This window comes from Kosakonia sp. Marseille-Q7440, assembly GCF_965119485.1.
Genome location: NZ_CBCPLT010000001.1, coordinates 2,442,943 through 2,466,326, shown reverse-complemented (window position 1 = coordinate 2,466,326; position 23,384 = coordinate 2,442,943). Strand labels below are relative to the sequence as shown.

The 23,384-nt window shown below is 54.7% G+C and carries 25 protein-coding genes, 1 pseudogene and 1 riboswitch; of the genes and pseudogenes, 15 read left to right on the top strand and 11 right to left on the bottom strand.

The features are described from left to right. Window positions 1–15: 15 nt before the first annotated feature. The 5 genes from ACWPW2_RS11430 to kdgR all read left to right on the top strand — a co-directional run bounded on the left by ACWPW2_RS11430 (window position 16) and on the right by kdgR (window position 5,500). Window positions 16–513: a GAF domain-containing protein gene (locus tag ACWPW2_RS11430; protein WP_054803637.1), complete on the top strand. Its 498-nt coding sequence runs from the start codon at window positions 16–18 to the stop codon at window positions 511–513. Window positions 514–609: 96 nt separating this feature from the next. Next, the gene (gene proQ / locus ACWPW2_RS11425) at window positions 610–1,305 is read left to right on the top strand and encodes an RNA chaperone ProQ (protein ID WP_023480122.1); all 696 of its coding nucleotides are present in this window, start codon (window positions 610–612) and stop codon (window positions 1,303–1,305) included. A 19-nt stretch (window positions 1,306–1,324) separates the two neighbouring features. Then, entirely contained in the window at window positions 1,325–3,373 is a 2,049-nt protein-coding gene (gene prc / locus ACWPW2_RS11420; RefSeq protein ID WP_454123086.1) for a carboxy terminal-processing peptidase, read from the top strand. Between the two features lie 195 nt (window positions 3,374–3,568). Continuing rightward, window positions 3,569–4,450: a protease HtpX gene (gene htpX / locus ACWPW2_RS11415; protein ID WP_094419640.1), complete on the top strand. Its 882-nt coding sequence runs from the start codon at window positions 3,569–3,571 to the stop codon at window positions 4,448–4,450. Between the two features lie 258 nt (window positions 4,451–4,708). Beyond that, window positions 4,709–5,500, top strand: a complete 792-nt coding sequence (kdgR, locus tag ACWPW2_RS11410; protein WP_023480031.1) for a DNA-binding transcriptional regulator KdgR — start codon at window positions 4,709–4,711, stop codon at window positions 5,498–5,500. A 48-nt stretch (window positions 5,501–5,548) separates the two neighbouring features. Here the strand turns inward: kdgR and ACWPW2_RS11405 are convergent, their stop codons facing one another. Continuing rightward, a complete protein-coding gene (locus ACWPW2_RS11405; protein ID WP_023480149.1) occupies window positions 5,549–5,788 on the bottom strand; it encodes a YobH family protein in 240 nt (79 codons plus the stop codon). A 162-nt stretch (window positions 5,789–5,950) separates the two neighbouring features. Between ACWPW2_RS11405 and mgrB the strand changes: the two genes are divergently transcribed. The 6 genes and pseudogenes from mgrB to rlmA all read left to right on the top strand — a co-directional run bounded on the left by mgrB (window position 5,951) and on the right by rlmA (window position 9,303). Then, window positions 5,951–6,094 (top strand): PhoP/PhoQ regulator MgrB, encoded by a 144-nt coding sequence (mgrB, locus tag ACWPW2_RS11400; protein WP_023480134.1) that lies wholly within the window; start codon window positions 5,951–5,953, stop codon window positions 6,092–6,094. 74 nt (window positions 6,095–6,168) lie between these two features. Further along, window positions 6,169–6,459, top strand: coding sequence for a YebO family protein (locus ACWPW2_RS11395; RefSeq protein ID WP_023480174.1), 291 nt, complete (start codon window positions 6,169–6,171; stop codon window positions 6,457–6,459). Window positions 6,460–6,477: 18 nt separating this feature from the next. After that, window positions 6,478–7,467 (top strand): MBL fold metallo-hydrolase, encoded by a 990-nt coding sequence (locus tag ACWPW2_RS11390; RefSeq protein WP_454123082.1) that lies wholly within the window; start codon window positions 6,478–6,480, stop codon window positions 7,465–7,467. A 511-nt stretch (window positions 7,468–7,978) separates the two neighbouring features. After that, window positions 7,979–8,119: pseudogene (locus tag ACWPW2_RS11385) on the top strand (DUF2627 domain-containing protein). A gap of 12 nt (window positions 8,120–8,131) precedes the next feature. Then, a complete protein-coding gene (gene cspE, locus ACWPW2_RS11380) occupies window positions 8,132–8,341 on the top strand; it encodes a transcription antiterminator/RNA stability regulator CspE (RefSeq protein WP_001062678.1) in 210 nt (69 codons plus the stop codon). A 146-nt stretch (window positions 8,342–8,487) separates the two neighbouring features. Next, window positions 8,488–9,303, top strand: coding sequence for a 23S rRNA (guanine(745)-N(1))-methyltransferase (rlmA, locus tag ACWPW2_RS11375; protein WP_454123080.1), 816 nt, complete (start codon window positions 8,488–8,490; stop codon window positions 9,301–9,303). Here rlmA and mntP read toward each other — a convergent pair. The 5 genes from mntP to manX all read right to left on the bottom strand — a co-directional run bounded on the left by mntP (window position 9,300) and on the right by manX (window position 13,463). After that, window positions 9,300–9,866, bottom strand: a complete 567-nt coding sequence (mntP, locus tag ACWPW2_RS11370) for a manganese efflux pump MntP (protein ID WP_076770016.1) — start codon at window positions 9,864–9,866, stop codon at window positions 9,300–9,302. The genes rlmA and mntP overlap by 4 nt on opposite strands. 6 nt (window positions 9,867–9,872) lie before the next feature. Continuing rightward, window positions 9,873–10,047, bottom strand: a riboswitch (yybP-ykoY riboswitch). A 196-nt stretch (window positions 10,048–10,243) separates the two neighbouring features. Next, the gene (locus tag ACWPW2_RS11365; protein ID WP_023480119.1) at window positions 10,244–10,702 is read right to left on the bottom strand and encodes a DUF986 family protein; all 459 of its coding nucleotides are present in this window, start codon (window positions 10,700–10,702) and stop codon (window positions 10,244–10,246) included. A 58-nt stretch (window positions 10,703–10,760) separates the two neighbouring features. Further along, on the bottom strand, window positions 10,761–11,612 hold the full coding sequence (locus ACWPW2_RS11360) for a PTS mannose transporter subunit IID (RefSeq protein ID WP_023480044.1): 852 nt from the start codon (window positions 11,610–11,612) through the stop codon (window positions 10,761–10,763). Window positions 11,613–11,624: 12 nt separating this feature from the next. Then, the gene (locus tag ACWPW2_RS11355; RefSeq protein ID WP_454123077.1) at window positions 11,625–12,425 is read right to left on the bottom strand and encodes a PTS mannose/fructose/sorbose transporter subunit IIC; all 801 of its coding nucleotides are present in this window, start codon (window positions 12,423–12,425) and stop codon (window positions 11,625–11,627) included. Window positions 12,426–12,488: 63 nt separating this feature from the next. Continuing rightward, a complete protein-coding gene (gene manX, locus ACWPW2_RS11350; RefSeq protein WP_023480026.1) occupies window positions 12,489–13,463 on the bottom strand; it encodes a PTS mannose transporter subunit IIAB in 975 nt (324 codons plus the stop codon). 309 nt (window positions 13,464–13,772) lie between these two features. Between manX and ACWPW2_RS11345 the strand changes: the two genes are divergently transcribed. Both ACWPW2_RS11345 and yoaE read left to right on the top strand, forming a co-directional pair. Beyond that, the gene (locus tag ACWPW2_RS11345) at window positions 13,773–13,931 is read left to right on the top strand and encodes a protein YoaL (RefSeq protein ID WP_376748464.1); all 159 of its coding nucleotides are present in this window, start codon (window positions 13,773–13,775) and stop codon (window positions 13,929–13,931) included. Next, on the top strand, window positions 13,919–15,478 hold the full coding sequence (yoaE, locus tag ACWPW2_RS11340; protein WP_023480087.1) for a CNNM family cation transport protein YoaE: 1,560 nt from the start codon (window positions 13,919–13,921) through the stop codon (window positions 15,476–15,478). The genes ACWPW2_RS11345 and yoaE overlap by 13 nt, the downstream gene beginning before the upstream one ends. On the opposite strand, the gene ACWPW2_RS11335 is transcribed toward yoaE, so the two are convergent. The 4 genes from ACWPW2_RS11335 to pabB all read right to left on the bottom strand — a co-directional run bounded on the left by ACWPW2_RS11335 (window position 15,460) and on the right by pabB (window position 20,710). Beyond that, window positions 15,460–17,073, bottom strand: a complete 1,614-nt coding sequence (locus tag ACWPW2_RS11335; protein ID WP_454123074.1) for an EAL domain-containing protein — start codon at window positions 17,071–17,073, stop codon at window positions 15,460–15,462. The two genes, yoaE and ACWPW2_RS11335, sit on opposite strands and share 19 nt — an antisense overlap. A 165-nt stretch (window positions 17,074–17,238) precedes the next feature. After that, the gene (sdaA, locus tag ACWPW2_RS11330; RefSeq protein ID WP_279793260.1) at window positions 17,239–18,603 is read right to left on the bottom strand and encodes an L-serine ammonia-lyase; all 1,365 of its coding nucleotides are present in this window, start codon (window positions 18,601–18,603) and stop codon (window positions 17,239–17,241) included. A 175-nt stretch (window positions 18,604–18,778) separates the two neighbouring features. Then, window positions 18,779–19,357, bottom strand: coding sequence for a CoA pyrophosphatase (locus tag ACWPW2_RS11325; protein ID WP_023480029.1), 579 nt, complete (start codon window positions 19,355–19,357; stop codon window positions 18,779–18,781). A gap of 3 nt (window positions 19,358–19,360) precedes the next feature. Next, complete coding sequence (gene pabB / locus ACWPW2_RS11320) at window positions 19,361–20,710, bottom strand: aminodeoxychorismate synthase component 1 (protein ID WP_454123071.1); 1,350 nt, start codon at window positions 20,708–20,710, stop codon at window positions 19,361–19,363. An 84-nt stretch (window positions 20,711–20,794) separates the two neighbouring features. On the opposite strand from pabB, the gene ACWPW2_RS11315 reads away from it, so the two are divergent. Further along, window positions 20,795–20,983, top strand: a complete 189-nt coding sequence (locus ACWPW2_RS11315) for a YoaH family protein (RefSeq protein WP_023480153.1) — start codon at window positions 20,795–20,797, stop codon at window positions 20,981–20,983. Here the strand turns inward: ACWPW2_RS11315 and ACWPW2_RS11310 are convergent, their stop codons facing one another. Continuing rightward, the gene (locus ACWPW2_RS11310; protein WP_023480033.1) at window positions 20,984–21,328 is read right to left on the bottom strand and encodes a RidA family protein; all 345 of its coding nucleotides are present in this window, start codon (window positions 21,326–21,328) and stop codon (window positions 20,984–20,986) included. A gap of 112 nt (window positions 21,329–21,440) precedes the next feature. Here ACWPW2_RS11310 and ACWPW2_RS11305 point away from each other — a divergent pair, with 112 nt between their 5' ends. Further along, complete coding sequence (locus ACWPW2_RS11305) at window positions 21,441–23,351, top strand: ATP-dependent DNA helicase (protein WP_023480085.1); 1,911 nt, start codon at window positions 21,441–21,443, stop codon at window positions 23,349–23,351. Window positions 23,352–23,384 lie beyond the last annotated feature (33 nt).

The window sequence follows — 23,384 nt, the reverse complement described above, 5'->3', positions numbered from 1 at the left end:
CAAAGTGGTTGGATAATGAACAAAGCAGAGTTTTACGCGGACTTAAACCGCGATTTTCAGGCATTAATGGCAGGTGAAACCAGTTTTTTAGCGACGCTGTCTAATACCAGCGCGCTGCTGTTTGAACGTCTGGATGGGGTCAACTGGGCCGGTTTCTATTTACTGGAAGGCGACACGCTGGTGTTAGGGCCGTTCCAGGGCAAAATCGCCTGTGTTCGCATTCCTGTCGGGCGCGGTGTCTGTGGAAGCGCGGTCGCGCAAAACCGTGTGCAGCGGGTTGAAGACGTTCATCAATTTGACGGGCATATCGCCTGCGATGCGGCCAGCAACTCTGAAATTGTGCTGCCGATCACAGTAAGTGGTCAGATCATTGGCGTGCTGGACATCGACAGCGTCGAATTTTCGCGCTTTAGCGAAGAGGATGAAAAGGGCCTGCGCGAGCTGGTTTCTCATCTGGAACAGTGCCTTGCGGCAACCGATTATCAAAAATTCTTTGCGACTGTCGCAGGATAATCAACGGATAACGTAGCATTTACTGTTAGCGTCATTATAATGACGCCTGTTCATGCCTGCGCTTGTTGGCAACGTCCGTTGTAATCAGGAAATTTCATGGAAAATCAACCTAAGTTGAATAGCAGTAAAGAAGTGATCGCTTTTTTGGCCGAACGTTTCCCTCACTGTTTCAGTGCTGAAGGCGAGGCACGCCCCCTGAAAATCGGTATCTTTCAGGATTTAGTGGCGCGTGTTGAGGGTGAGATGAATCTCAGTAAAACCCAGCTTCGTTCCGCTTTACGTCTTTATACTTCGAGCTGGCGTTACCTGTACGGTATCAAAGCTGGCGCGACGCGTGTCGATCTCGACGGCAACGCCTGTGGCGTGCTGGATGAGCAACACGTTGAGCATGCCCGCAAGCAGCTTGAAGAAGCGAAAGCCCGTGTTCAGGCGCAACGCGCTGAACAGCAAGCCAAAAAACGTGAAGCTGCCGCTGCTGCTGGTCAGGAAGACGCACCGCGTCGTGAGCGCAAACCTCGTCCGGCTCCGCGCCGTAAAGAGGGCGCAGAACAACGCAAGCCTCGCGCTGATAAGCCGGCGGCAAAACCGCAGCGCGAACGCGCACCGCAGCAGGAAGAGCGCCATACGCCAGTTTCTGACATCTCCGTGCTGAGCGTGGGTCAGGACCTGAAAGTGAAAGCGGGTAATAACGCGATGAGCGCAACCGTGCTTGAAATCACTAAAGACGGCGTTCGCGTACAGCTTAGCTCGGGTATGTCGATGATTGTACGCGCAGAACATCTCTTGTTCTGAAACGGAGGCCTGGCCTGGCATGAACACTTTGTTTAAGCGCACAGCGTTGGCAGGCCTGTTATTCGTAACAGGCCACGCCCTGGCTGTGGAAGATATTACCCGGGCCGATCAAATCCCGGTGTTAAAAGAAGAGACGCAGCACGCCACGGTGAGCGAGCGCGTCACTTCGCGTTTCACTCGCTCCCACTACCGTCAGTTCGATCTGGACAACGCCTTCTCTGCGAAGATTTTCACCCGCTATCTTAATCTGCTTGATTACAGCCACAACGTCCTGCTGGCCAGCGATGTTGAGCAGTTCTCGCAGAAGAAAAATGAGATTGGTGACGAGCTGCGCAGCGGCAAGCTGGACGTCTTTTACGACCTCTACAATAAAGCGCAGCAGCGCCGTTTTGAGCGCTACCAGTACGCTCTTAAAGTGCTGGAGCGGCCGATGGATTTCACCGGTAACGACTCGTTTAACCTCGATCGCAGTAAAGCACCATGGCCTAAAGATGAGGCCGAGCTGAATGCGCTGTGGGACAGCAAGGTTAAATATGACGAACTGAGCCTTAAGCTCACCGGTAAAGATGAGAAAGAGATCCGCGAGACCCTCTCTCGTCGCTATAAGTTCGCCATTCGCCGTCTGGCGCAAACCAACAGCGAAGATGTCTTCTCGCTGGCGATGACCGCCTTTGCGCGTGAAATCGATCCGCACACCAACTACCTGTCGCCGCGCAATACCGAGCAGTTCAACACCGAAATGAGTCTCTCGCTTGAGGGGATTGGCGCGGTGTTGCAGGGCGATGATGACTATACGGTCATCAACTCAATGGTTGCCGGTGGTCCGGCGGCGAAGAGCAAAGCCATTAGCGTCGGCGATCGCATCGTTGGTGTCGGTCAGACCGGGCAGAATATGGTCGATGTGATCGGCTGGCGTCTTGACGACGTCGTTGCGCTGATTAAAGGGCCGAAAGGCAGCAAAGTGCGTCTTGAGATCCTGCCTGCGGGCAAGGGGACGAAAACGCGCATTGTTACGCTGACGCGCGAGCGCATCCGTCTTGAAGATCGCGCAGTGAAAATGTCGGTTAAAACCATCGGCAAAGAAAAAGTCGGCGTGCTGGATATTCCTGGCTTCTACGTTGGCCTGACCGATGACGTGAAAGTGCAGCTGCAAAAGCTGGAAAAACAGAACGTCAAGAGCGTGATTATCGATCTGCGTGCTAACGGTGGCGGGGCGCTGACGGAAGCAGTGTCGCTCTCCGGCCTGTTTATCCCGTCCGGCCCGGTAGTGCAGGTACGCGATAATAACGGCAAAGTGCGTGAAGATAGCGATACCGACGGTGTGGTTTATTACAAAGGACCGCTGGTGGTGCTGGTTGACCGCTTCAGCGCCTCGGCATCGGAGATCTTCGCGGCGGCAATGCAGGATTATGGTCGTGCGCTGATAGTCGGCGAACCGACTTTCGGTAAAGGCACCGTGCAGCAGTACCGCTCCCTTAACCGTATCTACGATCAGATGTTGCGCCCGGAATGGCCAGCGCTGGGTTCGGTGCAGTACACCATCCAGAAATTCTATCGTGTGAACGGCGGCAGTACTCAGCGTAAAGGCGTAACGCCGGATATCATCATGCCGACCGGCACGCAGGTAACGGAAACCGGGGAGAAATTCGAGGATAACGCACTGCCGTGGGACAGCATCAATGCTGCCACTTTTGTGCGCGCCGGCGATTTGAAACCTTTCGGTCCTGAGCTGCTGAAAAAGCACGATGAGCGTATCGCCAAAGATCCTGAATTCCAGTACATCAATAAGGACATCGCGCGTTTTGAAGCCCTGAAAGCGAAACGCGATATGGTCTCGCTGAACCTGGCGCAGCGTGAAAAAGAGAATGCTGAGGATGATGCTATTCGTCTTTCGCGTCTCAACGATCGCTTCAAGCGCGAAGGCAAGCTGCCGTTGAAGAAACTGGACGATTTGCCGAAGGATTATCAGGAGCCGGATCCCTATCTTGATGAGACGGTGCATATCGCGCTCGACCTGGCGCATCTTGAAAAAGACCAGCCCGCGGAATCAACCGCCTCTGCTAAGTAACTCTTCCCAACAGGCACAAGAAATTGTGCCTGTTTTTTTAACAACACCTCCTCCTCGTAAGCATCCTGCTACAAAGTGTAAAGTTGTGTTTTTCTCGTGACTTACGCGGCATTGTTGCTTGAAAATAGCCCGCACGCCCATACGATGTGGATAACCGCATAGTGCGTTTTGTTAAATCGAGGTTAAAAGAAAATTATGATGCGAATCGCGCTCTTCCTGTTGACTAACCTGGCTGTCATGTTGGTGTTCGGCCTTGTGCTTAGCCTGACGGGCATTCAGTCGAGCAGCGTTCAGGGGTTAATGATTATGGCGCTGCTGTTCGGTTTTGGCGGCTCGTTCATTTCGCTGTTGATGTCGAAATGGATGGCGCTGAAATCTGTAGGTGGTGAAGTGATTGAGCAGCCGCGCAACGATATGGAGCGCTGGCTGATGGAGACCGTTGCACAGCAGTCTCGCCAGGCAGGCATTGCGATGCCGCAGGTGGCGATTTATCACGCGCCGGATATTAACGCCTTCGCCACCGGTGCCCGCCGTGATGCTTCCCTGGTCGCCGTCAGTACCGGCCTGTTGCAAAACATGAGCCGCGATGAGGCCGAAGCGGTCATCGCTCATGAAATCAGCCATATTGCCAACGGCGACATGGTGACCATGACGCTGATTCAGGGGATTGTGAACACCTTTGTTATCTTTATCTCGCGCATTATTGCCCAGATTGCCGCAGGCTTCATGGGCGGAGACCGCGATGAGGGCGAAGAGAGCAACGGCAATCCGCTGGTCTACTTTGCCGTTGCGACGGTGCTCGAGCTGGTGTTTGGTATCCTGGCGAGCGTTATCACCATGTGGTTCTCCCGCTACCGTGAATTCCATGCCGATGCGGGTTCAGCCCGTCTGGTAGGACGCGAGAAGATGATCGCTGCGCTGCAAAGGCTGAAAACCAGCTATGAGCCGCAGGAAGCGAGCAGCATGATGGCGTTTTGCATCAACGGTAAGTCAAAATCGCTGAGCGAACTCTTTATGACACACCCGCCGCTGGATAAACGTATTGAAGCGTTGCGTTCGGGGGCATACCTGAAGTAATTACCGCCACCAATCATAAAGCGCGTCCATTGACGCGCTTTTTTTATTGTCATAAACAGCGCTGACCGGCAGGAATACCAGGAGTTGTACGCAGTGAATCCAGCAGATTATCGCGTAATACTTTCTGCCAACCTGGTATCAGGCGTAATGTCGCAGATTTGTAACGAACCAGGCATTCGCGCATTGCGGCGGATGGTCGACGAATTTATAATAAAAACCTATTCTGATTTTTATAAAACACAGGCGATGAGGTAATTAATGGCAATCGCGGATTTGGACAAGCAGCCAGATTCTGTCTCTTCTGTACTGAAGGTCTTTGGCATTCTGCAGGCTTTGGGCGAAGAGCGTGAAATCGGCATTACCGAACTTTCACAGCGCGTCATGATGTCAAAAAGCACCGTTTATCGCTTTTTGCAGACCATGAAATCGTTAGGCTATGTGGCACAGGAAGGGGAGTCAGAGAAATATTCCCTGACGCTGAAGTTATTTGAACTTGGCGCGCGTGCGCTGCAAAACGTTGATTTAATCCGTAGCGCGGATATCCAGATGCGTGAACTCTCTCGCCTGACGAAAGAGACCATCCATCTGGGTGCTCTCGATGAAGACAGCATCGTATATATTCACAAAATCGATTCGATGTATAACCTGCGCATGTATTCGCGTATCGGTCGTCGCAATCCGCTCTATAGTACCGCGATTGGTAAAGTGCTGCTGGCCTGGCGCGATCGCGATGAAGTGAAACAGATTCTGGAAGGTGTTGAATATAAGCGCAGCACCGATCGCACCATTACCAGCACCGAAGATCTGCTGCCGATGCTCGATATCGTTCGCGAGCAGGGCTACGGCGAAGATAATGAAGAGCAGGAAGAGGGATTACGCTGCATCGGTGTACCGGTGTTTGACCGTTTTGGCGTGGTTATCGCCGGTCTGAGCATCTCTTTCCCGACCCTGCGTTTCTCCGAAGAGCGTCTGCACGAATACGTTGCAATGCTGCATCAGGCAGCGCGAAAAATTTCTGAACAGATGGGTTATAACGACTATCCGTTCTGATAATTGTCAAAAAAGCCGCCCCTAAGGGCGGCTTTTTCATGGCAAAAATCAGCCGTTATCAATCACGTTTTCGCTTTTACGCATCAGCGGGCAGTTGGCAAGGCCAAAAAATCCGTTATTTGAATGAACATATTGCGCCGTGCTGGTGCCGCGCGCGGTCGCATATTTACACTGTAAACCAAGGCCTGCTGCATTCTCTTTACTGTTAATTAGCACGCCATAACCGCTCAGCAAGAGCCCGATCCACAACAGCGCGATAACGACAACGCCTCGAATAAGTGTACGCATGTTTGCTCCTTGCACATCGATTAAGTCTGGCATTAAGGCTACGTCTTTTATTGGCTGAAACAAGTCACACATTCCTAAAAATACCGAAAGGGGGTACAGTTACCCGCTGTTTAAGGAAGCCGTGTTAGTGTGGTTACACCTTGAAATGTTTCGGAGAGTGGAGTGAGAAAATTTAGATGGCTGTTGCTGATTGCCGTGGTGGTGGTCTGCCTGCTGCTATGGACTCAAATGATCAATGTGATGTGCGATCAGGATGTACAATTTTTCAGCGGCATCTGTGTCATCAATAAATTCATCCCCTGGTAAGCGCATTTCTGCAGTGAAAGATTTCCTTCCTGAGTGCCAGTGGTAAAATGCCGCGTCTACTTTGAGGGTGTGAAATGAACGAAATCTTAAATTCTGGCGCGTTAAATTTTGCGTCTATGCTGGTTTCTGTGGTGGTTCTGGTTATTGGTCTGGTGCTGTGGTTCTTTATCAATCGTGCCAGTTCACGTACGAACGAACAGATTGAACTGCTGGAAGCGCTACTCGATCAGCAAAAACGGCAAAATGCGCTGCTGCGCCGTCTTTGTGAAGCGAATGAGCCGGAAAAAGCTGCTCTCCCCGATGTCGAAAAAAGTAAGACTAAGGGTGAAGACGAGGAGTTTATCCGGCTGGTGGCTGAACGATAACCTGAAAGGAGGGGAGAGATGGCCTGGAAAAACCCCTGGTATGACCCCGCGCTCTCCCACCATACGCCCGATGGTTTTTGTAACCCGACGGCAGTAGCGCATCAACCCGGCGATGTAAAACGCTGGCGTCAGGAACGCAAAGCTGCCGGGCTTCCCCGTCCACCACTCGCAGGATATGACGCCTTTACTGAAGCCTGGTGGCAAAAAGCCGAGATTGCAGCGGGTGACGATGGCCTCTGGTGGCTTGGTCATGCCTCTGTGCTTTTACGCATGCAGGGAAAATATGTGCTCACCGACCCTGTGTTTTCCCGGCGCGCCTCCCCGCTGCGTTTCGCCGGGCCTCAGCGGCGTACGCCGCCGGCATTGGCCATTGACGATCTTCCCGCCCTGGATGCCATACTTATCTCTCACAACCATTACGATCATCTGGACCGCTGGACAATCCGCGCACTGCTTCGCCGGTTTCCTGAGGTAAGGCTTTTTGTCCCCCTCGGGTTGGGTGACACGCTTCGTCGTTTCGGCGCGCGTTTTGTCACTGAACTGGACTGGTGGCAGCAAGCCTCGCTTGATGACTTACATTTAACCGCTGTTCCCGCTCAGCACTGGAGTATGCGCACCCCGTGGGATCGTAACCGCTCGTTATGGTGCGGCTGGGTTGTTGAATCACGCGCATCGCGTTTCTGGTTTGCAGGTGACACCGGCTACAGCACCACGCTTCTGCAGATCCCGCAACGTCTTGGAAAAATTGATGCACTCGCGCTGCCCGTTGGTGCTTATGCACCGCGCTGGTTCATGTCGATAAACCATATGGATCCCCAAAGTGCGGTGTCGCTGTGGCAGCAATTAGGTTCACCGCTGGCTTTTCCCATCCACTGGGGCGTATTTGAACTGGCCGATGAATCACTGGATGAGCCGGTGCAGGAGTTACGCCGCGCTTTAAGCGAAGCGGGTGAAGAAAATGATAACTTCAGGATCCTGAAAATTGGTCAATATTTATCCCTGCCGTAATTTAAGCCGAGCGCCATAAAAAGTAAGCCGTATTAAAATTGTGCGCTTTTGTTTTACGCGAAACGTTTTATTGCCTTTAAATGATGCAGTGTCATCATAATTTCATTATTTTGGTGCACGCCTGCACTTATTCGCTCAGTAATTATTCATAGTTAACCTGAGCAATAGTTTCGTCCCGGCTCATTAATCATTTAAGAATCTTCCTAATCGAATAAACAGCATAACTATTCGCAGAAAGTTCTTAGCATATAAGCGAAACGCATGAGGGTTCCAGCTACCCTGTAAGTGCATGGAACTGCTTGATGAATAGAAAGAAATGGTCTACGTTTATCGGGTAAACCTGCTGGTGCAGCGGCTGCTATAACGGTCATTGAAGTGAATAAATGAACAGTGGTTGTTTCGATACCCTTAGAATTTGTGCGGTGGATCGAGACATATCTAAAAATGGCTTGCCATAGTTTACGTATTATGTGATAACACGTTGTGGGTCAATCGAGGTACAATTCTGTTTATGTGTGGCATTTTCAGTAAAGAAGTCCTGAGTAAAACGTTTCGTTGAATACAGCTTCTCTGCCGAACCTTATATTAGTGCCTCAAGCAGTAATGTCTCAGTTTTCTCAGTCAATGCCTGCGGGCGAAGTATATACATTAAGGAATTTTGCAAATGGCAAAGATTAAAGGTCAAGTTAAGTGGTTCAACGAGTCTAAAGGTTTTGGTTTCATTACTCCGGCTGACGGCAGCAAAGATGTATTCGTACATTTCTCTGCTATCCAGGGTAACGGCTTCAAAACTCTGGCTGAAGGCCAGAACGTTGAGTTTGAAATTCAGGACGGTCAGAAAGGCCCGGCTGCAGTTAACGTAACTGCTATCTGATTTCGACACCTCTGAGCTTGAGACGCGTTTCGCGTATCAATGTCAGTTATCAAGCCTCGCCACTGTGCGGGGCTTTTTATTTTCCCTGCCGCAACATTTGACGGTACACTTCGCCCTTTGAAAAAGTCTGTCTCCCCGGAGTGTTTATGCCATTCAGTTGCCCCCTTTGCCACGCACCGTTAAGCCGCCACGAGCGCGCATTTATCTGTCCGCAGCGGCATCAGTTCGATATCGCCAAAGAGGGCTACGTCAATCTATTACCCGTCCAGCATAAACGCTCGCGCGATCCCGGTGATAACGCTGAAATGATGCAGGCGCGCCGTGCATTTCTTGACGCCGGACACTATCAGCCGCTGCGCGATAAAATATGCAGCCTGTTTGAAGAGACGTTGCCAGCAGAGGCGACGGCGCTGCTTGATATCGGCTGTGGGGAAGGGTACTACACGCAGGCATTTGCCGCGGTAGGCCGCGCGCGCGGCGCGCAAACTGTAGGTCTCGATGTCTCGAAAGCGGCGATTCGCGCAGCAGCAAAACGCTATCCGCAGGTGATGTTTTGTGTCGCCTCCAGCCACCGCTTGCCCTTTGACGATAACAGCATTGATGGGCTGGTGCGCATTTATGCACCCTGTAAAGCGCAGGAGCTGGCCCGCGTGGTGAAACCGCAGGGCGTGGTAATCACCGCCGCACCCGGGCCGCGCCATTTAATGGAGCTGAAGGGGCTTATTTATGATGAGGTGCAGCTGCACGCGCCAAACAGCGGTGAGATCGAAGGGTTTACGCTTATTTCCGAACAGTCACTCGCTTATGAAATGGAACTGACCGGCGAAGAGGCGGTTGCGCTCCTGCAAATGACGCCGTTTACCTGGCGGGCAAAGCCGGAAGTGTGGCAACAGCTGGCGGCAACAAAAACGTTTCGCTGCCAGACGGATTTCACCATCCACTGCTTACGCCGGGAAAGCTAGCCAGCAAAGTGGCTGTAGAGGATCTGCACGCCGATACCAATAAGCACGACGCCGCCGAGGATCTCGGCGCGTTTGCCGAGTAGCGGGCCGATAAACCGGCCTACCATCATGCCAAGGGTCGACATGATCAGCGTTGCGCAGCCAATTGCCAGCGCGGTAGTGAGAATATTGACCTGCAGGAATGCGAGCCCGACGCCAACGGCCATTGCATCCAGGCTGGTAGCAATCGCGGTGGTGACCAGCAACCAGAAACCGTGGCGGTGCGGCATCTCCGCGTCGCAATCATCATTACCGCGTACGCCTTCCAGTACCATTCTGCTGCCAAGAAACGCCAGCAGCACGAAGGCTATCCAGTGATTCCACTCGAGGACAAATTGTGAGGCGAGCATCCCGAGACCCCAGCCCAGCAAAGGGGTTAAGGTTTCAATTGCGCCGAAGATAAGACCAGTGCGCAGGGCGTCGGAAAATTTAGGATTGCGGAGCGTCGCACCTTTACCGATAGAAGCGGCGAAGGCGTCCATCGACATACCAAAGGCGAGAAGCAGGGTGGCGGATAAATTCATCTGTGCGTCCTGACCGGGAGTTCCATATAACACACCACTGCCCCCAGTAAACAGCAGTTGGTGTGTCAATGGTCTCGCCTGACTGAAAATGTTCAGTCCGTACGTGCCACGTTTTGCAACGAGTATGTTGACACGTACATTTCCGCACGGCGGAAATCGGCTACTCCCCAACGACGGACGCACCTTACCATATTTTTAGAATATAAAACAACAGCAGAAAAATATTCATGGCGGAGCCCGCCGATAACGATTGTCATTTAGCTTGCGACGTGAAAATAACGTTAATAAACATAGGTAATTTCTTACAGGAAATATAGCAGAGGCTATATTAAAGCCTCTTTTTTGTGCAGGGTAAATCGAGAAGGGTATTGTTTAACTTATTGAGTTTTAACCATTACTCTGTAGATTTTTTCGAGGTCGTCTATATTTCGTACACGGATCAGTAATCGTCGCTGCTCTAATTGCATCACCAGTACGCCATCCTCCGATAAATTCATCTCTTTAATACGGTTATATTCAATCCATGCATTAGCAAAGAAGAAACCGTGTGATTTAAAGATGGCTTTCGGGGCGCGAATCCAAAAAAGGTAAATACCCAGCAGCGCCAGCGCAAATAATAACCACATGGTTAATGATGAACCACCGTTGACGCTGTTGTTATAAATCAGAATAACCAGCAGGCCGACAAAAATGGCACCATCGGTACGGCTTCTGCGCAGCAGCGGAACGGTGAGCAACGTTTCGCCTTTGCGACGGGGCATCACCACCTCGTCATACAGCGCAAAAGCCAGCAGGGCGGCGACAAACAGCAGCAGCACGCTATCCGTAATCGTCATCTCATCTCCTTAAATAAAAAACCGGGGGCAATCACGCCCCCGGTTATGACAACGTCGTTTAAAGGCCCAGCAGGCCGATAGCGTAGCCGACAATCCCAATCACGAAGAAGCCGACAATGATCCACAGCGGGTTCACTTTTTTACGCAGCAGCCACATACAGGCGAAGGTCAGCAGCAGCGGCACCAGACCCGGCATCAGCTGGTCGAGGATGGTCTGCACCGTGGTCACCGTGGTTTTACCGGTCTGGTCGGTAATTTCCGATACCACCAGCGGAATATTGACGTGTGTCCACTTGTTGACCAGCGCCCCCATCACAAACAGGCCGAGAATTGACGCCCCCTCGGTCAGTTTTTGCAGGAAACCACCGCCCATATCTTTAACGATATCGATCCCTTTGCGATAACCGTACGCAACGCCGTAATAACGGGTGGCAAGACGCACGATATTAAAGAGGAAGAAGAAGAGCAGTGGGCCGAGCAGGCTGCCGCTCATGGCGATCCCGGCACCGAGCGCTGCAAACACCGGACGCACGGTACCCCAGAAAATTGGGTCGCCAACGCCTGCCAGCGGCCCCATCAGACCCACTTTGATACCGTTAATGGCACCATCGTCGATCTCCGCGCCATTGGCACGCTGCTCTTCCATTGCCAGCGTCACGCCAAGCACCGGCGCTGCAACGTAAGGGTGAGTGTTAAAGAACTCCAGGTGACGCTTAATCGCCTGGCGGCGGGCTTCGTTATTTTCCGGATAGAGGCGTTTAATCGCCGGTACCATCGAGAAGCAGAAGCCGAGCGCCTGCATACGTTCGAAGTTCCATGAGCCCTGGAAGAGGTTAGAACGCAGGAACACGCTGCGAATATCACTCTGGGTGAGCTTTTTCTCAGTCGGAGTTTTCGTCATATCAACCATGTCGTTCACCTGTTAATCCAGTTCGTTATCAAGATCGTTGGTACCTGCGGCCGGCGCAGCGCCGCCTGCAGAGCGGTTATATTTCGGGCTAAGCTGAATGTAGAGGATGGCCATCACTGCGCCGATGACACCCAGTGAAACGAGGTTGAAGTTGGTAAAGGCCGCGGTCACGAAACCAAGGTAGAAGAACGGCATCAGATAGCCTGCGCGCATCATATTGATGACCATCGCATAACCGACCACCACGATCATGCCACCGGCGATATTCAGACCGCTGGTCACCACTTCCGGAATGGCGTTGAGCATGTTCTGCACTTCGCTGGTACCGACAGAGATAGCCACAATCACCGCCGGGATGGCGATACGCATCGCTTGCAGGAACAGGGAGGAGACGTGGATCCAGGAGAGGGCGGTAAGGTTACCGTTATCTGCGGCTTTATCTGCCGCGTGCTGGAAACCAACGGTAATGGTACGCACGATAATGGTCAGCACCTGGCCTGCCGCTGCCAGCGGGATCGCCAGCGCAATACCGGCACCAATACTCTGGTGGCCGCCAATGACCAGAATGGTGGAAATAATCGACGCCAGCGCGGCATCCGGCGCGACCGCCGCACCGATATTCATCCAGCCGAGGGCGATCATCTCAAGCGTACCGCCGATGATGATACCGGTTTTCATATCACCCAGAACGATACCGACTAACGTACATGCCACCAACGGACGGTGGAACTGGAACTCGTCAAGTATCGACTCCATACCGGCAATACATGCGACGACGAACACCAGCACAATCTGAAGAGTGGTAATCTCCATTGTACTTCTCCTATAGCTAAATCAGACGTAAGTGTGAAAACTGAGTCAATCAGGTCGTCGCGGTTACTTCGCCACTTTGCTGATCAAATCCATCATTTTCAGTTTCGGATCGTTTGAAACTTTACGGACTTCCAGCTCAATGCCGCGATCGTTGAGTTTGCGAAACGCCTCAATATCTTTCTCATCGACGGAAACAGCATTGTTTACCTGGGTTTTGCCCTGACGATACGCCATACCGCCAATATTAACCGAGGTAATTTTCACGCCGCCCTCGACGATGCGCTCGACATCGGTAGGGTTGGTGAAGAGCAGCATTACGCGTTCACCGGCATATTTCGGGTTGTTATAAACGCGGATCATTTTTGCGACGTCGACAACGTGAGCCGTTACGCCCGGCGGTGCGACCTGCGTCAGCAACGTTTTACGCACGTTATCTGCGGCCACCTCATCGCTGACAACAATAATGCGGTTGACGTTGGTCTCTTTCGTCCAGCGAGTGGCGACCTGGCCGTGGATTAAGCGGTCATCAATACGCGCCAGACCGATGACCATATAGTCGTTCGGGCCCATTGGTTTCGCGGGGGTAGCGGCTTTCGGGGCTGCCGTCGGCTGAACCGCAGCGGGAGCGGGTTTTTCCACCGGCTGCGCTTTCAGCGCCTTCACGCCTTCGCGTCCGGTCTCAACGGCCAGCGCTACCAGCTCATCGAAGGTTGGGTTGTCATCACGCGCCATCAGGGTTTCGACCAGCATCGGAATGTTGACGCCGGCGATCACTTCATAATGCTCTTTATCGACGACAATGCGGCTGGCGGCATTAAACGGGCTGCCACCCCATGTATCAACGAGAAACAGCACGCCCTGATTAGTATCCAGCTTTGCCAGCTGCGCCTGATACTTTTCGATCAGTGTTTCCGCGTTCTCGCCGGGAACAAAATCGATCCATCCGACATTCTCCTGCTCGCCGAGCAGCATCTCGGCGGTTTTAAGCAGTTGTTCTGCCGCCCAACCATGTGTGCCTATAACAATAGCAATAGTCACTTGCTACCTCCTTATTCTTGTCGTTAACATCCACGCGATGGATGTATTGTGAATCGGCACCAAAAAAGCGAATCGATTCAGAGATAAACTCAAAGAGAAGTTTAGGAACTTTCGCGAATTATTTTAGAGAGTGAAAAAATAATTTATGTGATGAAGATCCGTAATTTAGGTTTCATAAAATTGAAATTTTGTAGCGCAAAATATCCATACATTTTGCAAAGTCTGGTAAATCTTTGCCAGCTACCCAGGCTCTTTGCTATGTTTAACCTCCGTTTAAGTTACCAGGAGTAAAGGGCAGTAGCCCATCGTATGGATCGTCACCGACGTCAGTTCACTTTTTGGCCGTCCCGCGCCACGCATTCCGGTGAATTTCACCCCCTTTCAAATAGAGTCAATGTCATCACGCCTGCGCATTTTCGCGCGCCGTCTACTGTTTTCCTGAACAGGAGCCTGTCATGGAATTCTTAATGGATCCGCAGATTTGGATCGGTTTGTTGACGCTGGTTGTACTGGAAATCGTGCTGGGTATCGATAACCTGGTCTTTATCGCCATTCTGGCCGATAAACTGCCGCCGAAGCAGCGCGATAAAGCACGTTTGATCGGTCTGTCGCTGGCGCTGGTGATGCGGCTTGGCCTGCTGTCGTTGATCTCATGGATGGTCACGCTCACCCAGCCACTCTTCTCTGTGTGGAACCTTACCTTCTCCGGCCGTGATTTAATCATGCTGCTGGGCGGTATTTTCTTACTGTTTAAGGCCACTACGGAGCTTCATGAACGGCTGGAAAACCGCGATCACGATGGCGGGCACGGCAAAGGCTACGCTAGCTTCTGGGTGGTGGTGACGCAGATCGTTATTCTCGATGCGGTCTTCTCACTCGATGCGGTGATCACCGCAGTCGGTATGGTCAATCACCTGCCGGTGATGATGGCGGCGGTAGTGATCGCCATGGCGGTAATGCTGCTGGCCTCGAAGCCGTTGACAAGGTTTGTGAACCAGCATCCGACGGTCGTGGTGCTCTGTCTGAGCTTCCTGCTGATGATTGGTCTGAGCCTGGTCGCAGAGGGCTTTGGCTTCCATATTCCGAAAGGCTACCTCTACGCCGCGATTGGCTTCTCAATCATCATTGAGTTCTTTAACCAGGTTGCGCGCCGTAACTTTCTGCGCAACCAGTCGCGCCTGCCGCTGCGTGCGCGCACCGCAGATGCGATTGTGCGTCTGATGGGCGGTCGTCGTCAGAATACGACGCAAACCGAGACGGACAGCGATGCTTCCGTAACAGTGCCGGAAGGCGCATTTGCGGAAGAGGAGCGCTATATGATCAACGGCGTGCTGACGCTGGCTTCCCGTTCCCTGCGTAGCATTATGACGCCGCGCGGTGATATCAGCTGGGTGGATGCCAACCTGAGCGTTGATGAGATCCGCCAGCAGTTGCTCTCCTCCCCGCACAGCCTTTTCCCGGTCTGCCGTGGTGAACTGGATGAAGTGATCGGTATTGTGCGCGCCAAAGAGCTGCTGGTGTCGCTGGAAGAGGGCGTCGATGTTGCCGCGATTGCATCTGAATCGCCGGCGATTGTGGTGCCGGAAACCCTCGACCCGATCAAGCTGCTGGCGGTCTTGCGCCGCGCGCGCGGCAGCTTCGTGATTGTTACCAATGAGTTTGGTGTCGTGCAGGGACTGGTGACGCCGCTGGACGTGCTGGAGGCGATTGCCGGTGAATTCCCTGATGCGGACGAAACGCCGGAAATTATTGCCGACGGCGACGGCTGGCTGGTGAAGGGCACCACCGACCTGCACGCGCTGCAACACACGCTGGATCTCGATAACTTCGTCAATGAAGAGGAAGATATCGCTACCGTTGCAGGCCTTGTCATTGCCGCGCGCGGGCAGATCCCGCCGGTGGGCGAAACTTTTGCCATTGCGCCGTTGCATATCACCGTGATGGAAGCGAACGACTACCGGGTCGATCTGGTGCGTATTGTTAAAGAGCAACCGGCTCACGACGAAGAGGAGTGATCCTCAATCGTCATCAGCGGTGCCAGCCGGTCGTCATGCGCGGCTGGCGTCGCATTCCCGGCTAACCACGCCGGGAAATTCTCAATAGGCATCGGCTGTGCAAAGAGATATCCCTGCAATGACTGAACCCCCTGCTGACGCAAATATTGCGCCTGCTGCGGGGTTTCTACCCCTTCCGCCACCAGTTCAATATCCAGCCGCTGCGCAAGCGCGATAATAATGTCGGTCACCCTGGAGTTCACCGCATCGGTGCCGATCGCCGCGGTATAGGATTTGTCGATTTTCAGAATGTCCGGTTGCAGCTTCTCCAGCCAGCTCAGCGAGCTATTACCGGTGCCGAAATCATCAATCGCGATCTTCACGCCGTTATGATGCAGCTCGCGCATCATGCGCGGATCCACATCCTGCAACGCATCACGCTCGGTCAACTCAATAATCAACTGCTGAACAGGATGGTGAACAAACCACAACCGGTGCAGATCTTTCAGTAACTCGCCATCGCGCAGATGGCTGGGGGCGGCATTAATGCCGATATGAAAGTGGGCGTCGTCCGGAAAGAGGTGGCGGTGCGCCTGCACCTCAGTCAGCACATAGCGGGTCAGCGGGGCGATCAGGTGCTGCGCCTCGGCGATAGGAATAAACACCTCTGGCGAAATCGCGCCCTGGCGCGGGTTGTGCCAGCGCAGCAGGATCTCCACGCCGACGCACTTCAGGCTCTGGGCATGCAGTACCGGCTGGCAGAAGAGCGCAAATTCGCAGCCCGTTAAGCCAAGGTTAATCTCGCGGGCGAAGCTCATACGGCTGGCGGTGGTAAACCAGGTAATCACGCTGGTTAATAGCGCAATCATCAGCGCCAGCGGCAGTTGTGAAGGCAGGTGTTGCAGCGCCAGCCGCGTTGCACCCGGGCCGCTCACGCTCACTGAAAGAGGGAAGAATTGCGAGGTGCGCTGATAGCGCTTCTCATTTTCGGCCAGCGGTAAGCTTTCCAGCAGACCTTTTCCCTGTACCAGATGCCGCCCGGCGACGGAGATCGCAACACGGGTGATAAGCGGCGGCTGCGGCTCGAGCATTAAGCGGCTCAGCAGTTCAATATTGACCACTTCCATCACGCCGCTCTGCCCGTCGGCGGCCGTAGGGAACCAGACGATCAGCACCGGGCGATCTTTCAGCAGGGATTGATCCGTGGAGAGGACCAACAACGTGGTTTTCGCCGGCAGGCTCGGTTGCAACTGATGGACAGGAACATGACGATCGCCAAAGATGCTCGAGCAGTAGAGGATCCCATCGTGGACCAGCGTAATGGAGCGCACCGTCTGCAGGCTGGCGGCGATTTTGCGCAGTTGCAGATGCACCCCGTCACAGGGTTTGCCGACCAGCGGCGAAACCATCTTACGGGTCGATTCCAGCGGCAGCAGCAGGCGATCAAAATTCACCACCGCATGATGGGTAAAAGAGGCGACGCGCTGCTGGTTGAGGTTGCGCTCGGAAATAAAGCGAAAGGCGAGGGTCAATATCAGCGCGACAATGCCCGCCAGCACGCAAACCGTGGCGCGCCGCTGTCGATAGCTTTTGATGATCCGCTGAGCCGTTTGCATGCGCCGATCGCCCGTATTATCCCTGGCCTGATTGCCATGCCAGCACAGTTGAAGTGTAGCGGGGAATTGCTCAGCTTATGCACAAACGGCGGGGAATATTCTCGAACTGTGGCGTAGCGGGTAAAAAAAACGCCGTTCGGTTGAACGGCGCTGAGGGCGGTGAGTTTAGTCGCACTGCACTTTGATCGCCAGACCACCGCGCGAGGTTTCACGGTACTTGGCGTTCATATCTTTCCCGGTCTCGTACATGGTTTCGATAACCTTGTCGAGAGAGACGCGCGGCGCGCTGGTACGGCGCATCGCCATCCGCGCGGCGTTAATCGCTTTTACCGAGGCAATGGCGTTACGCTCAATGCAGGGAACCTGCACCTGGCCGGCGACCGGATCGCAGGTCAGACCGAGGTTGTGCTCCATACCAATCTCTGCGGCAACGCAAACCTGCTCCGGGCTGGCGCCCAGCAGCTCTGCCAGACCCGCAGCCGCCATCGAGCAGGCAACGCCCACTTCGCCCTGGCAGCCCACTTCCGCGCCGGAAATCGAGGCGTTCATTTTATAGAGCGCACCAATCGCTCCGGCGGCGAGGAAGTAGCGAATATAGATATCCGGGCTGACGGACTCAATAAAGTGGTCGTAATAAGCGAGCACCGCCGGCACGATACCGCAGGCACCGTTGGTCGGAGCCGTCACGACGCGACCGCCCGCCGCATTCTCTTCGTTAACCGCGAGGGCAAACATGTTCACCCAGTCCACGACGATCATCGGATCGTTGGAGAGCTTATCGCTGGAGACCAGCAAACGGCGCAGGGCTGAAGCACGACGCGGCACGCGCAGCGGACCCGGCAACACGCCTTCAGTGTTCATGCCGCGATCGATACAGGCGCGCATGGTGGTCCAGACGTTGGCGAAGTACTCTTCGATCTCTTTTTTCGAGTGCAGCGCCAGTTCGTTCTGCATCACCATCCCGGAGAGAGAAAGCCCGGTCTGTTTGCAGTACTCCAGCATCTGCGTCGCAGAGTTGAACGGGTAAGGCACAGAAACAGAATCGAGCGTCTCTTTGCCAAAATGCTCTTCATCAACGATAAAGCCACCGCCGATGGAGTAGTAGGTTTTGCTGTATACGGCCTCATCGCCGTTCAGGGCGGTAATGCGCATGCCGTTTTCGTGCAGCGACAGGTTATCGCTGTGAAAACGCATGCCGTCGTTCTGCGGGAAGTCGACTTCATGGCGACCCTGTGCCAGCAGCAAGCGCCCACGGTTTTCCACATCGCGGATAAAACCGGGGATCGCATCAATATCGACAGTGGCCGGCTCGTTGCCCGCCAGACCCATAATAATGGCGATATCGGTATGGTGTCCTTTCCCGGTAAGGGAGAGTGAGCCGTAAACATCCACCACTACGCGGGTGGTGTTTTCCAGCAATCCTTTTTCGACCAGATCATCGACGAACTGCTTCCCGGCCTTCATCGGGCCAACAGTGTGGGAAGAGGAGGGACCAATTCCCACTTTGAACATGTCGAATAGACTAATCACATTTACACTCCTGACAGGGTTACTGGGTTTCCAGTAACGATGTAATAACTGCGCATAGTGTAAGAGGGAAGGGTGCCAGCAGGTTAACTATTCACATGAATTAAACTAATCGCTGGCCTCTATTAAACTAATAGCGAGTGCGCCGTCACAAAGTGCGCAAAACAGAGTATAGCGCTTATGGACGCACGCCGATTTGCAGCGCCAGCGAGCGGATAATTCCCGCCGTCATGCCCCAGACAAAATAATGCTGATACCAGGATAACCATACCCGGTGGGCATTGCCGTGGCGATGTACATCCAGCGGATGATAACGCCCAAGCCGCAACGCTTCGGCAAGCGGCATTTCAAACACCGCCGCCACTTCATCTTCACTGGCGCGCCAGGGGAGATCCGGCGGAATAATGCCGACCACTGGCGTAACCTGAAAGCCGGTCACGCTATCAACCGGCGGCAGGACGCCAATCACCTCGACCGACTCCGGCGGGATCGCTACCTCTTCCTGCGCTTCACGCAGCGCGGCGGCGATTAGCGAGGCGTCGGTGCTGTCGACCGCGCCGCCGGGAAAGGCGACCTGGCCGGCATGTTTTCGCAGCATGGCTGAGCGCTGCGTCAGCAGCAGGCCCGGCTCTTCACGCCGCACAATCGGCACCAGCACCGCTGCCTGGCGCGCATTCAGGGTGGCGACATTAAGCTGCGGGCGCATCAGCTGAAAGCGTGATAAAAAGTTATCCAGAGTTAACACTGGTTGCTCCACGAATTACCTCTCAAGTTGCCGCAGGATACGGTTAACTTTATCAAAGGTTTCCTGATATTCCGCATCTTCGTCGCTGTCGGCGACAATTCCGCCGCCCGCCGAGCAGTAAAGTTGCCCGTCACAGGCGGTAATCGTACGGATGGTGATACTGGTGTCCATATTGCCGCAGACGCTGAGGTAGCCGATGCTGCCGCACCAGGCATTGCGGCGGTGCGGCTCCAGTTCATCGATAATCGCCATTGCCCGTACTTTCGGCGCACCGGTGATCGACCCGCCGGGAAACGCCGCGCGAAGCAGATCGCTGGCGTGTCGTCCGGGCGGCAGCTTCGCCGTCACGGTGCTCACCAGGTGATGCACCGCCGGGAAGGGTTCCACCACAAACAGCTCCGGCACCCGCACCGAGCCCGGCACCGCTACGCGACCGATATCGTTGCGCATCAGATCAACAATCATCACATTCTCGGCGCGATCTTTTGGCGAGGCGGCAAGGCGGGCGGCCTGCTCAGCATCCGCTTGCGGATCCGCAAGACGCGGCAGGGTGCCTTTAATCGGGCGGGTTTCAATCTCATCACCCGTCAGGCGAATAAAACGCTCCGGCGACAGGCTGAGGATCGCCCCCTGCGGCAAACGCAGGAAGGCGCTGAACGGCGCGCGATTCTCACTATTCAGGCGCACAAACGCCTGCCACTCATCGCCGCTATAACTCGCCTGAAAACGTTGTGCGAGGTTGACCTGATAGCAGTCGCCGCTGCGCAGCCAGGCCTGCACCTGGCGAAACTTTTCGCCATACTCTGCGCGGCTCATATTGGCCTGCCAGGCGGAGGTTAAGCGAAACCCGGGCTGTGGCGTCGCGCTCTGCGACTCAAGCCAGGCCAGGCGCGCATTGACATCTCCGTGACTCAACAGCGTTACGCGCTGTAATGTGTGGTCAACAATCAGCGCCCAGTCATAGATACCGACCGCCATATCGGGGATGGCAATATCCTTTGCGGCCAGTGCGGGCAGTTTTTCAAAGCGGCGGCCGAGATCATAACCAAACAGGCCCAGCGCGCCGCCCTGGAAAGGAAGGTCATTCCCGGGTTCAGCGTGCAGGCCGCACGCATCCAGCGCCTGTTGCAAGAGCCCAAGCGGATCGCCTTGCGAAGCGAGTCCGTCGTGATAAGTGATATGGCCCTGCGTTGTCAGCGTCGTGAGCGGATCGGCGACTAAAATATCAAAACGGTTATGGGGATGATCGGCATGCCCGGAATGGAGCAGCATCGCCCACGGCTGCGCGCTGAGCGGTGCGAAATAGAACTCCGCGGCGTCGCGGCGCCACGGAAGCGAGAGTTGGGCAGGCGTTAACTGTTTCATGATTCCTGGCTCTTGAGCGTCTTCGCTGGCGTAGTGCACAGACGCGTGGAATAATTAGCGCCGATAATTTATCAGGAGTTGACCATGTTTGCAGGATTACCCGCCCTCAGTCACGAACAGCAGCAGAAAGCAGTCGAACGTATTCAGGAGCTTATGGCCGGCGGCATGAGCAGCGGCGAGGCCATTACCCTGGTGGCGCAAGAGCTGCGCGCCAGTCATACCGGTGAGCGGATCGTGGCGCGCTTTGAAGATGAGGAAGACGAGGAGGAGTAATTACACCGCCGCGATAATCTTAATCTCAACTTTATAACGCGGATTCATCAGCTTCGCCTGCACGGTGCAGCGCACCGGTGCATGGCCCGCCACCACCCACGCATCCCAGGCCTTATTCATCGCTGCAAAATCATCGCTATCGGCAAGAAAAATAGTGGCGTCGAGGATCCGTGACTTATCGCTGCCCTGTTTTTCGAGCACCGCGTCAATCTGCGCCAGCGTGTTAGCCGTCTGCTCAAAGGCGTCGGCGTCGAGGTTTTCCGGCACGCCAGTGTAGTAAAGCGTCTGGTTATGGATCACCACATCAGACCAGCGGGCTTCCGCGTCAATACGCACAATTGTCATCACCTTTTCCTTCCTGGTTACATAGATTCGCCGGGAAGAGTGCCACAAAAACCTGGCTGGCGTAAATCCGCGCACCCTGACATAATCACTGGCGATTTAACCAGGGGGTAGTGTGACGGACGATTTTGCAACAGACGGCCAGCTTGCCAAAGCGATACCGGGATTTAAACCGCGCGAACCGCAGCGCCAGATGGCTTACGCCGTGACCGAAGCGATTGAAAAAACGCAGCCGCTAGTGGTGGAAGCGGGGACCGGGACCGGTAAAACCTACGCCTACCTTGCGCCCGCATTGCGCGCCGGGAAGAAAGTGATCATCTCCACCGGTTCGAAAGCCTTGCAGGATCAGCTCTATAGCCGCGATCTGCCCACCGTCTCAAAAGCGCTGGAGTACACCGGGCGCACGGCGCTGCTCAAAGGCCGTTCAAACTACCTCTGTATCGAGCGTCTCGAACAGCAAGCGATTGCCGGTGGCGATCTGCCGGTGCAGACGCTGAGCGATGTCATTCTGCTGCGCTCCTGGTCTAACCAGACCAAAGATGGCGACATCAGCACCTGCGTCAGCGTGGCCGAAGATTCTGCCGCCTGGCCGCTGGTCACTAGTACCAACGATAACTGTCTGGGCAGCGACTGCCCGATGTACAAAGAGTGCTTCGTGGTGAAGGCACGTAAAAAAGCGATGGAAGCCGACGTTGTCGTCGTCAACCACCACCTTTTTCTCGCCGACATGGTGGTGAAAGAGAGCGGTTTCGGTGAGCTGATCCCGGAAGCTGAGGTGATGATCTTTGACGAAGCGCACCAGCTGCCCGATATCGCCAGCCAATATTTTGGCCAGTCGCTCTCCAGCCGCCAGCTGCTCGATCTGGCAAAAGATTTCACCATCGCCTACCGCACCGATTTACGCGATACCGCGCAGTTGCAGAAGTGCGCCGACCGGCTGGCGCAAAGCGCGCAGGACTTCCGCCTGCAGCTCGGCGAGCCGGGTTATCGCGGCAACCTGCGCGAACTGCTGGCCGATGCGCGGATTCAGCGTGCGCTGCTGCTGCTCGATGACGCGCTCGAACTCTGTTACGACGTGGCAAAACTCTCCCTCGGTCGTTCAGCGGTGCTGGACGCCGCTTTTGAGCGCGCCACGGTTTACCGCGCCCGCCTCAAGCGGCTGAAAGAGTTCAACCAGCCGGGGTTCAGCTACTGGTATGAGTGCACCTCGCGCAACTTTACGCTGGCGCTGACGCCGCTGACCGTCGCCGATAAATTCCAGGAAGTGATGAAAGAGAAGAAGGGGAGCTGGATCTTTACCTCCGCGACCCTGTCGGTCAACGACGATCTGCACCACTTCACCGCGCGGTTAGGCATCGACGAAGCCGAGTCGCTGCTGCTGCCGAGCCCCTTCGATTACCCGCGCCAGGCGCTGCTCTGCGTACCGCGCAATTTGCCGCAGACCAACCAGCCCGGCTCCGCGCGCCAGTTGGCGGCGATGTTAAGGCCGATGATTGAGGCCAACAACGGTCGCTGCTTTATGCTCTGTACCTCGCACGCCATGATGCGCGATCTCGCGGAACAGTTCCGTGCCACTCTCAGCCTGCCGGTACTGTTGCAGGGTGAAACCAGTAAAGGGCAGTTGCTGCAACAGTTTGTTGACGCCGGTAACGCACTGCTGGTTGCCACCAGCAGCTTCTGGGAGGGCGTCGACGTGCGCGGCGATACGCTTTCGCTGGTGATCATCGATAAGCTGCCGTTTACCTCGCCGGACGATCCGCTGCTGAAAGCGCGGATGGAAGATTGCCGTCTGCGCGGCGGCGATCCCTTCGATGAAGTGCAGCTCCCGGATGCGGTCATCACGCTCAAGCAGGGCGTCGGTCGCCTGATCCGCGATATTGACGATCGCGGCGTGCTGGTGATTTGCGATAACCGGCTGGTGATGCGCCCCTACGGCGCGGTGTTTCTCGCCAGCCTGCCGCCGGCACCGCGCACGCGCGATATCCGCCGCGCGGTGGAGTTTCTTGCCCGGCCCGCAGCGGAGTAATTTTCCGCGAAGTGTGGTAAGATGCGCGCCATT

Coding starts and splice junctions, on each gene's coding strand:
- ACWPW2_RS11430 (WP_054803637.1), top strand. CDS start 16: ATGAACAAAGCAGAGTTTTACGCGGACTTAAACCGCGATTTTCAGGCA.
- proQ (WP_023480122.1), top strand. CDS start 610: ATGGAAAATCAACCTAAGTTGAATAGCAGTAAAGAAGTGATCGCTTTT.
- prc (WP_454123086.1), top strand. CDS start 1,325: ATGAACACTTTGTTTAAGCGCACAGCGTTGGCAGGCCTGTTATTCGTA.
- htpX (WP_094419640.1), top strand. CDS start 3,569: ATGATGCGAATCGCGCTCTTCCTGTTGACTAACCTGGCTGTCATGTTG.
- kdgR (WP_023480031.1), top strand. CDS start 4,709: ATGGCAATCGCGGATTTGGACAAGCAGCCAGATTCTGTCTCTTCTGTA.
- ACWPW2_RS11405 (WP_023480149.1), bottom strand. CDS start 5,788: ATGCGTACACTTATTCGAGGCGTTGTCGTTATCGCGCTGTTGTGGATC.
- ACWPW2_RS11395 (WP_023480174.1), top strand. CDS start 6,169: ATGAACGAAATCTTAAATTCTGGCGCGTTAAATTTTGCGTCTATGCTG.
- ACWPW2_RS11390 (WP_454123082.1), top strand. CDS start 6,478: ATGGCCTGGAAAAACCCCTGGTATGACCCCGCGCTCTCCCACCATACG.
- cspE (WP_001062678.1), top strand. CDS start 8,132: ATGGCAAAGATTAAAGGTCAAGTTAAGTGGTTCAACGAGTCTAAAGGT.
- rlmA (WP_454123080.1), top strand. CDS start 8,488: ATGCCATTCAGTTGCCCCCTTTGCCACGCACCGTTAAGCCGCCACGAG.
- mntP (WP_076770016.1), bottom strand. CDS start 9,866: ATGAATTTATCCGCCACCCTGCTTCTCGCCTTTGGTATGTCGATGGAC.
- ACWPW2_RS11365 (WP_023480119.1), bottom strand. CDS start 10,702: ATGACGATTACGGATAGCGTGCTGCTGCTGTTTGTCGCCGCCCTGCTG.
- ACWPW2_RS11360 (WP_023480044.1), bottom strand. CDS start 11,612: ATGGTTGATATGACGAAAACTCCGACTGAGAAAAAGCTCACCCAGAGT.
- ACWPW2_RS11355 (WP_454123077.1), bottom strand. CDS start 12,425: ATGGAGATTACCACTCTTCAGATTGTGCTGGTGTTCGTCGTCGCATGT.
- ACWPW2_RS11345 (WP_376748464.1), top strand. CDS start 13,773: ATGGATCGTCACCGACGTCAGTTCACTTTTTGGCCGTCCCGCGCCACG.
- yoaE (WP_023480087.1), top strand. CDS start 13,919: ATGGAATTCTTAATGGATCCGCAGATTTGGATCGGTTTGTTGACGCTG.
- ACWPW2_RS11335 (WP_454123074.1), bottom strand. CDS start 17,073: ATGCAAACGGCTCAGCGGATCATCAAAAGCTATCGACAGCGGCGCGCC.
- pabB (WP_454123071.1), bottom strand. CDS start 20,710: ATGAAACAGTTAACGCCTGCCCAACTCTCGCTTCCGTGGCGCCGCGAC.
- ACWPW2_RS11315 (WP_023480153.1), top strand. CDS start 20,795: ATGTTTGCAGGATTACCCGCCCTCAGTCACGAACAGCAGCAGAAAGCA.
- ACWPW2_RS11310 (WP_023480033.1), bottom strand. CDS start 21,328: ATGACAATTGTGCGTATTGACGCGGAAGCCCGCTGGTCTGATGTGGTG.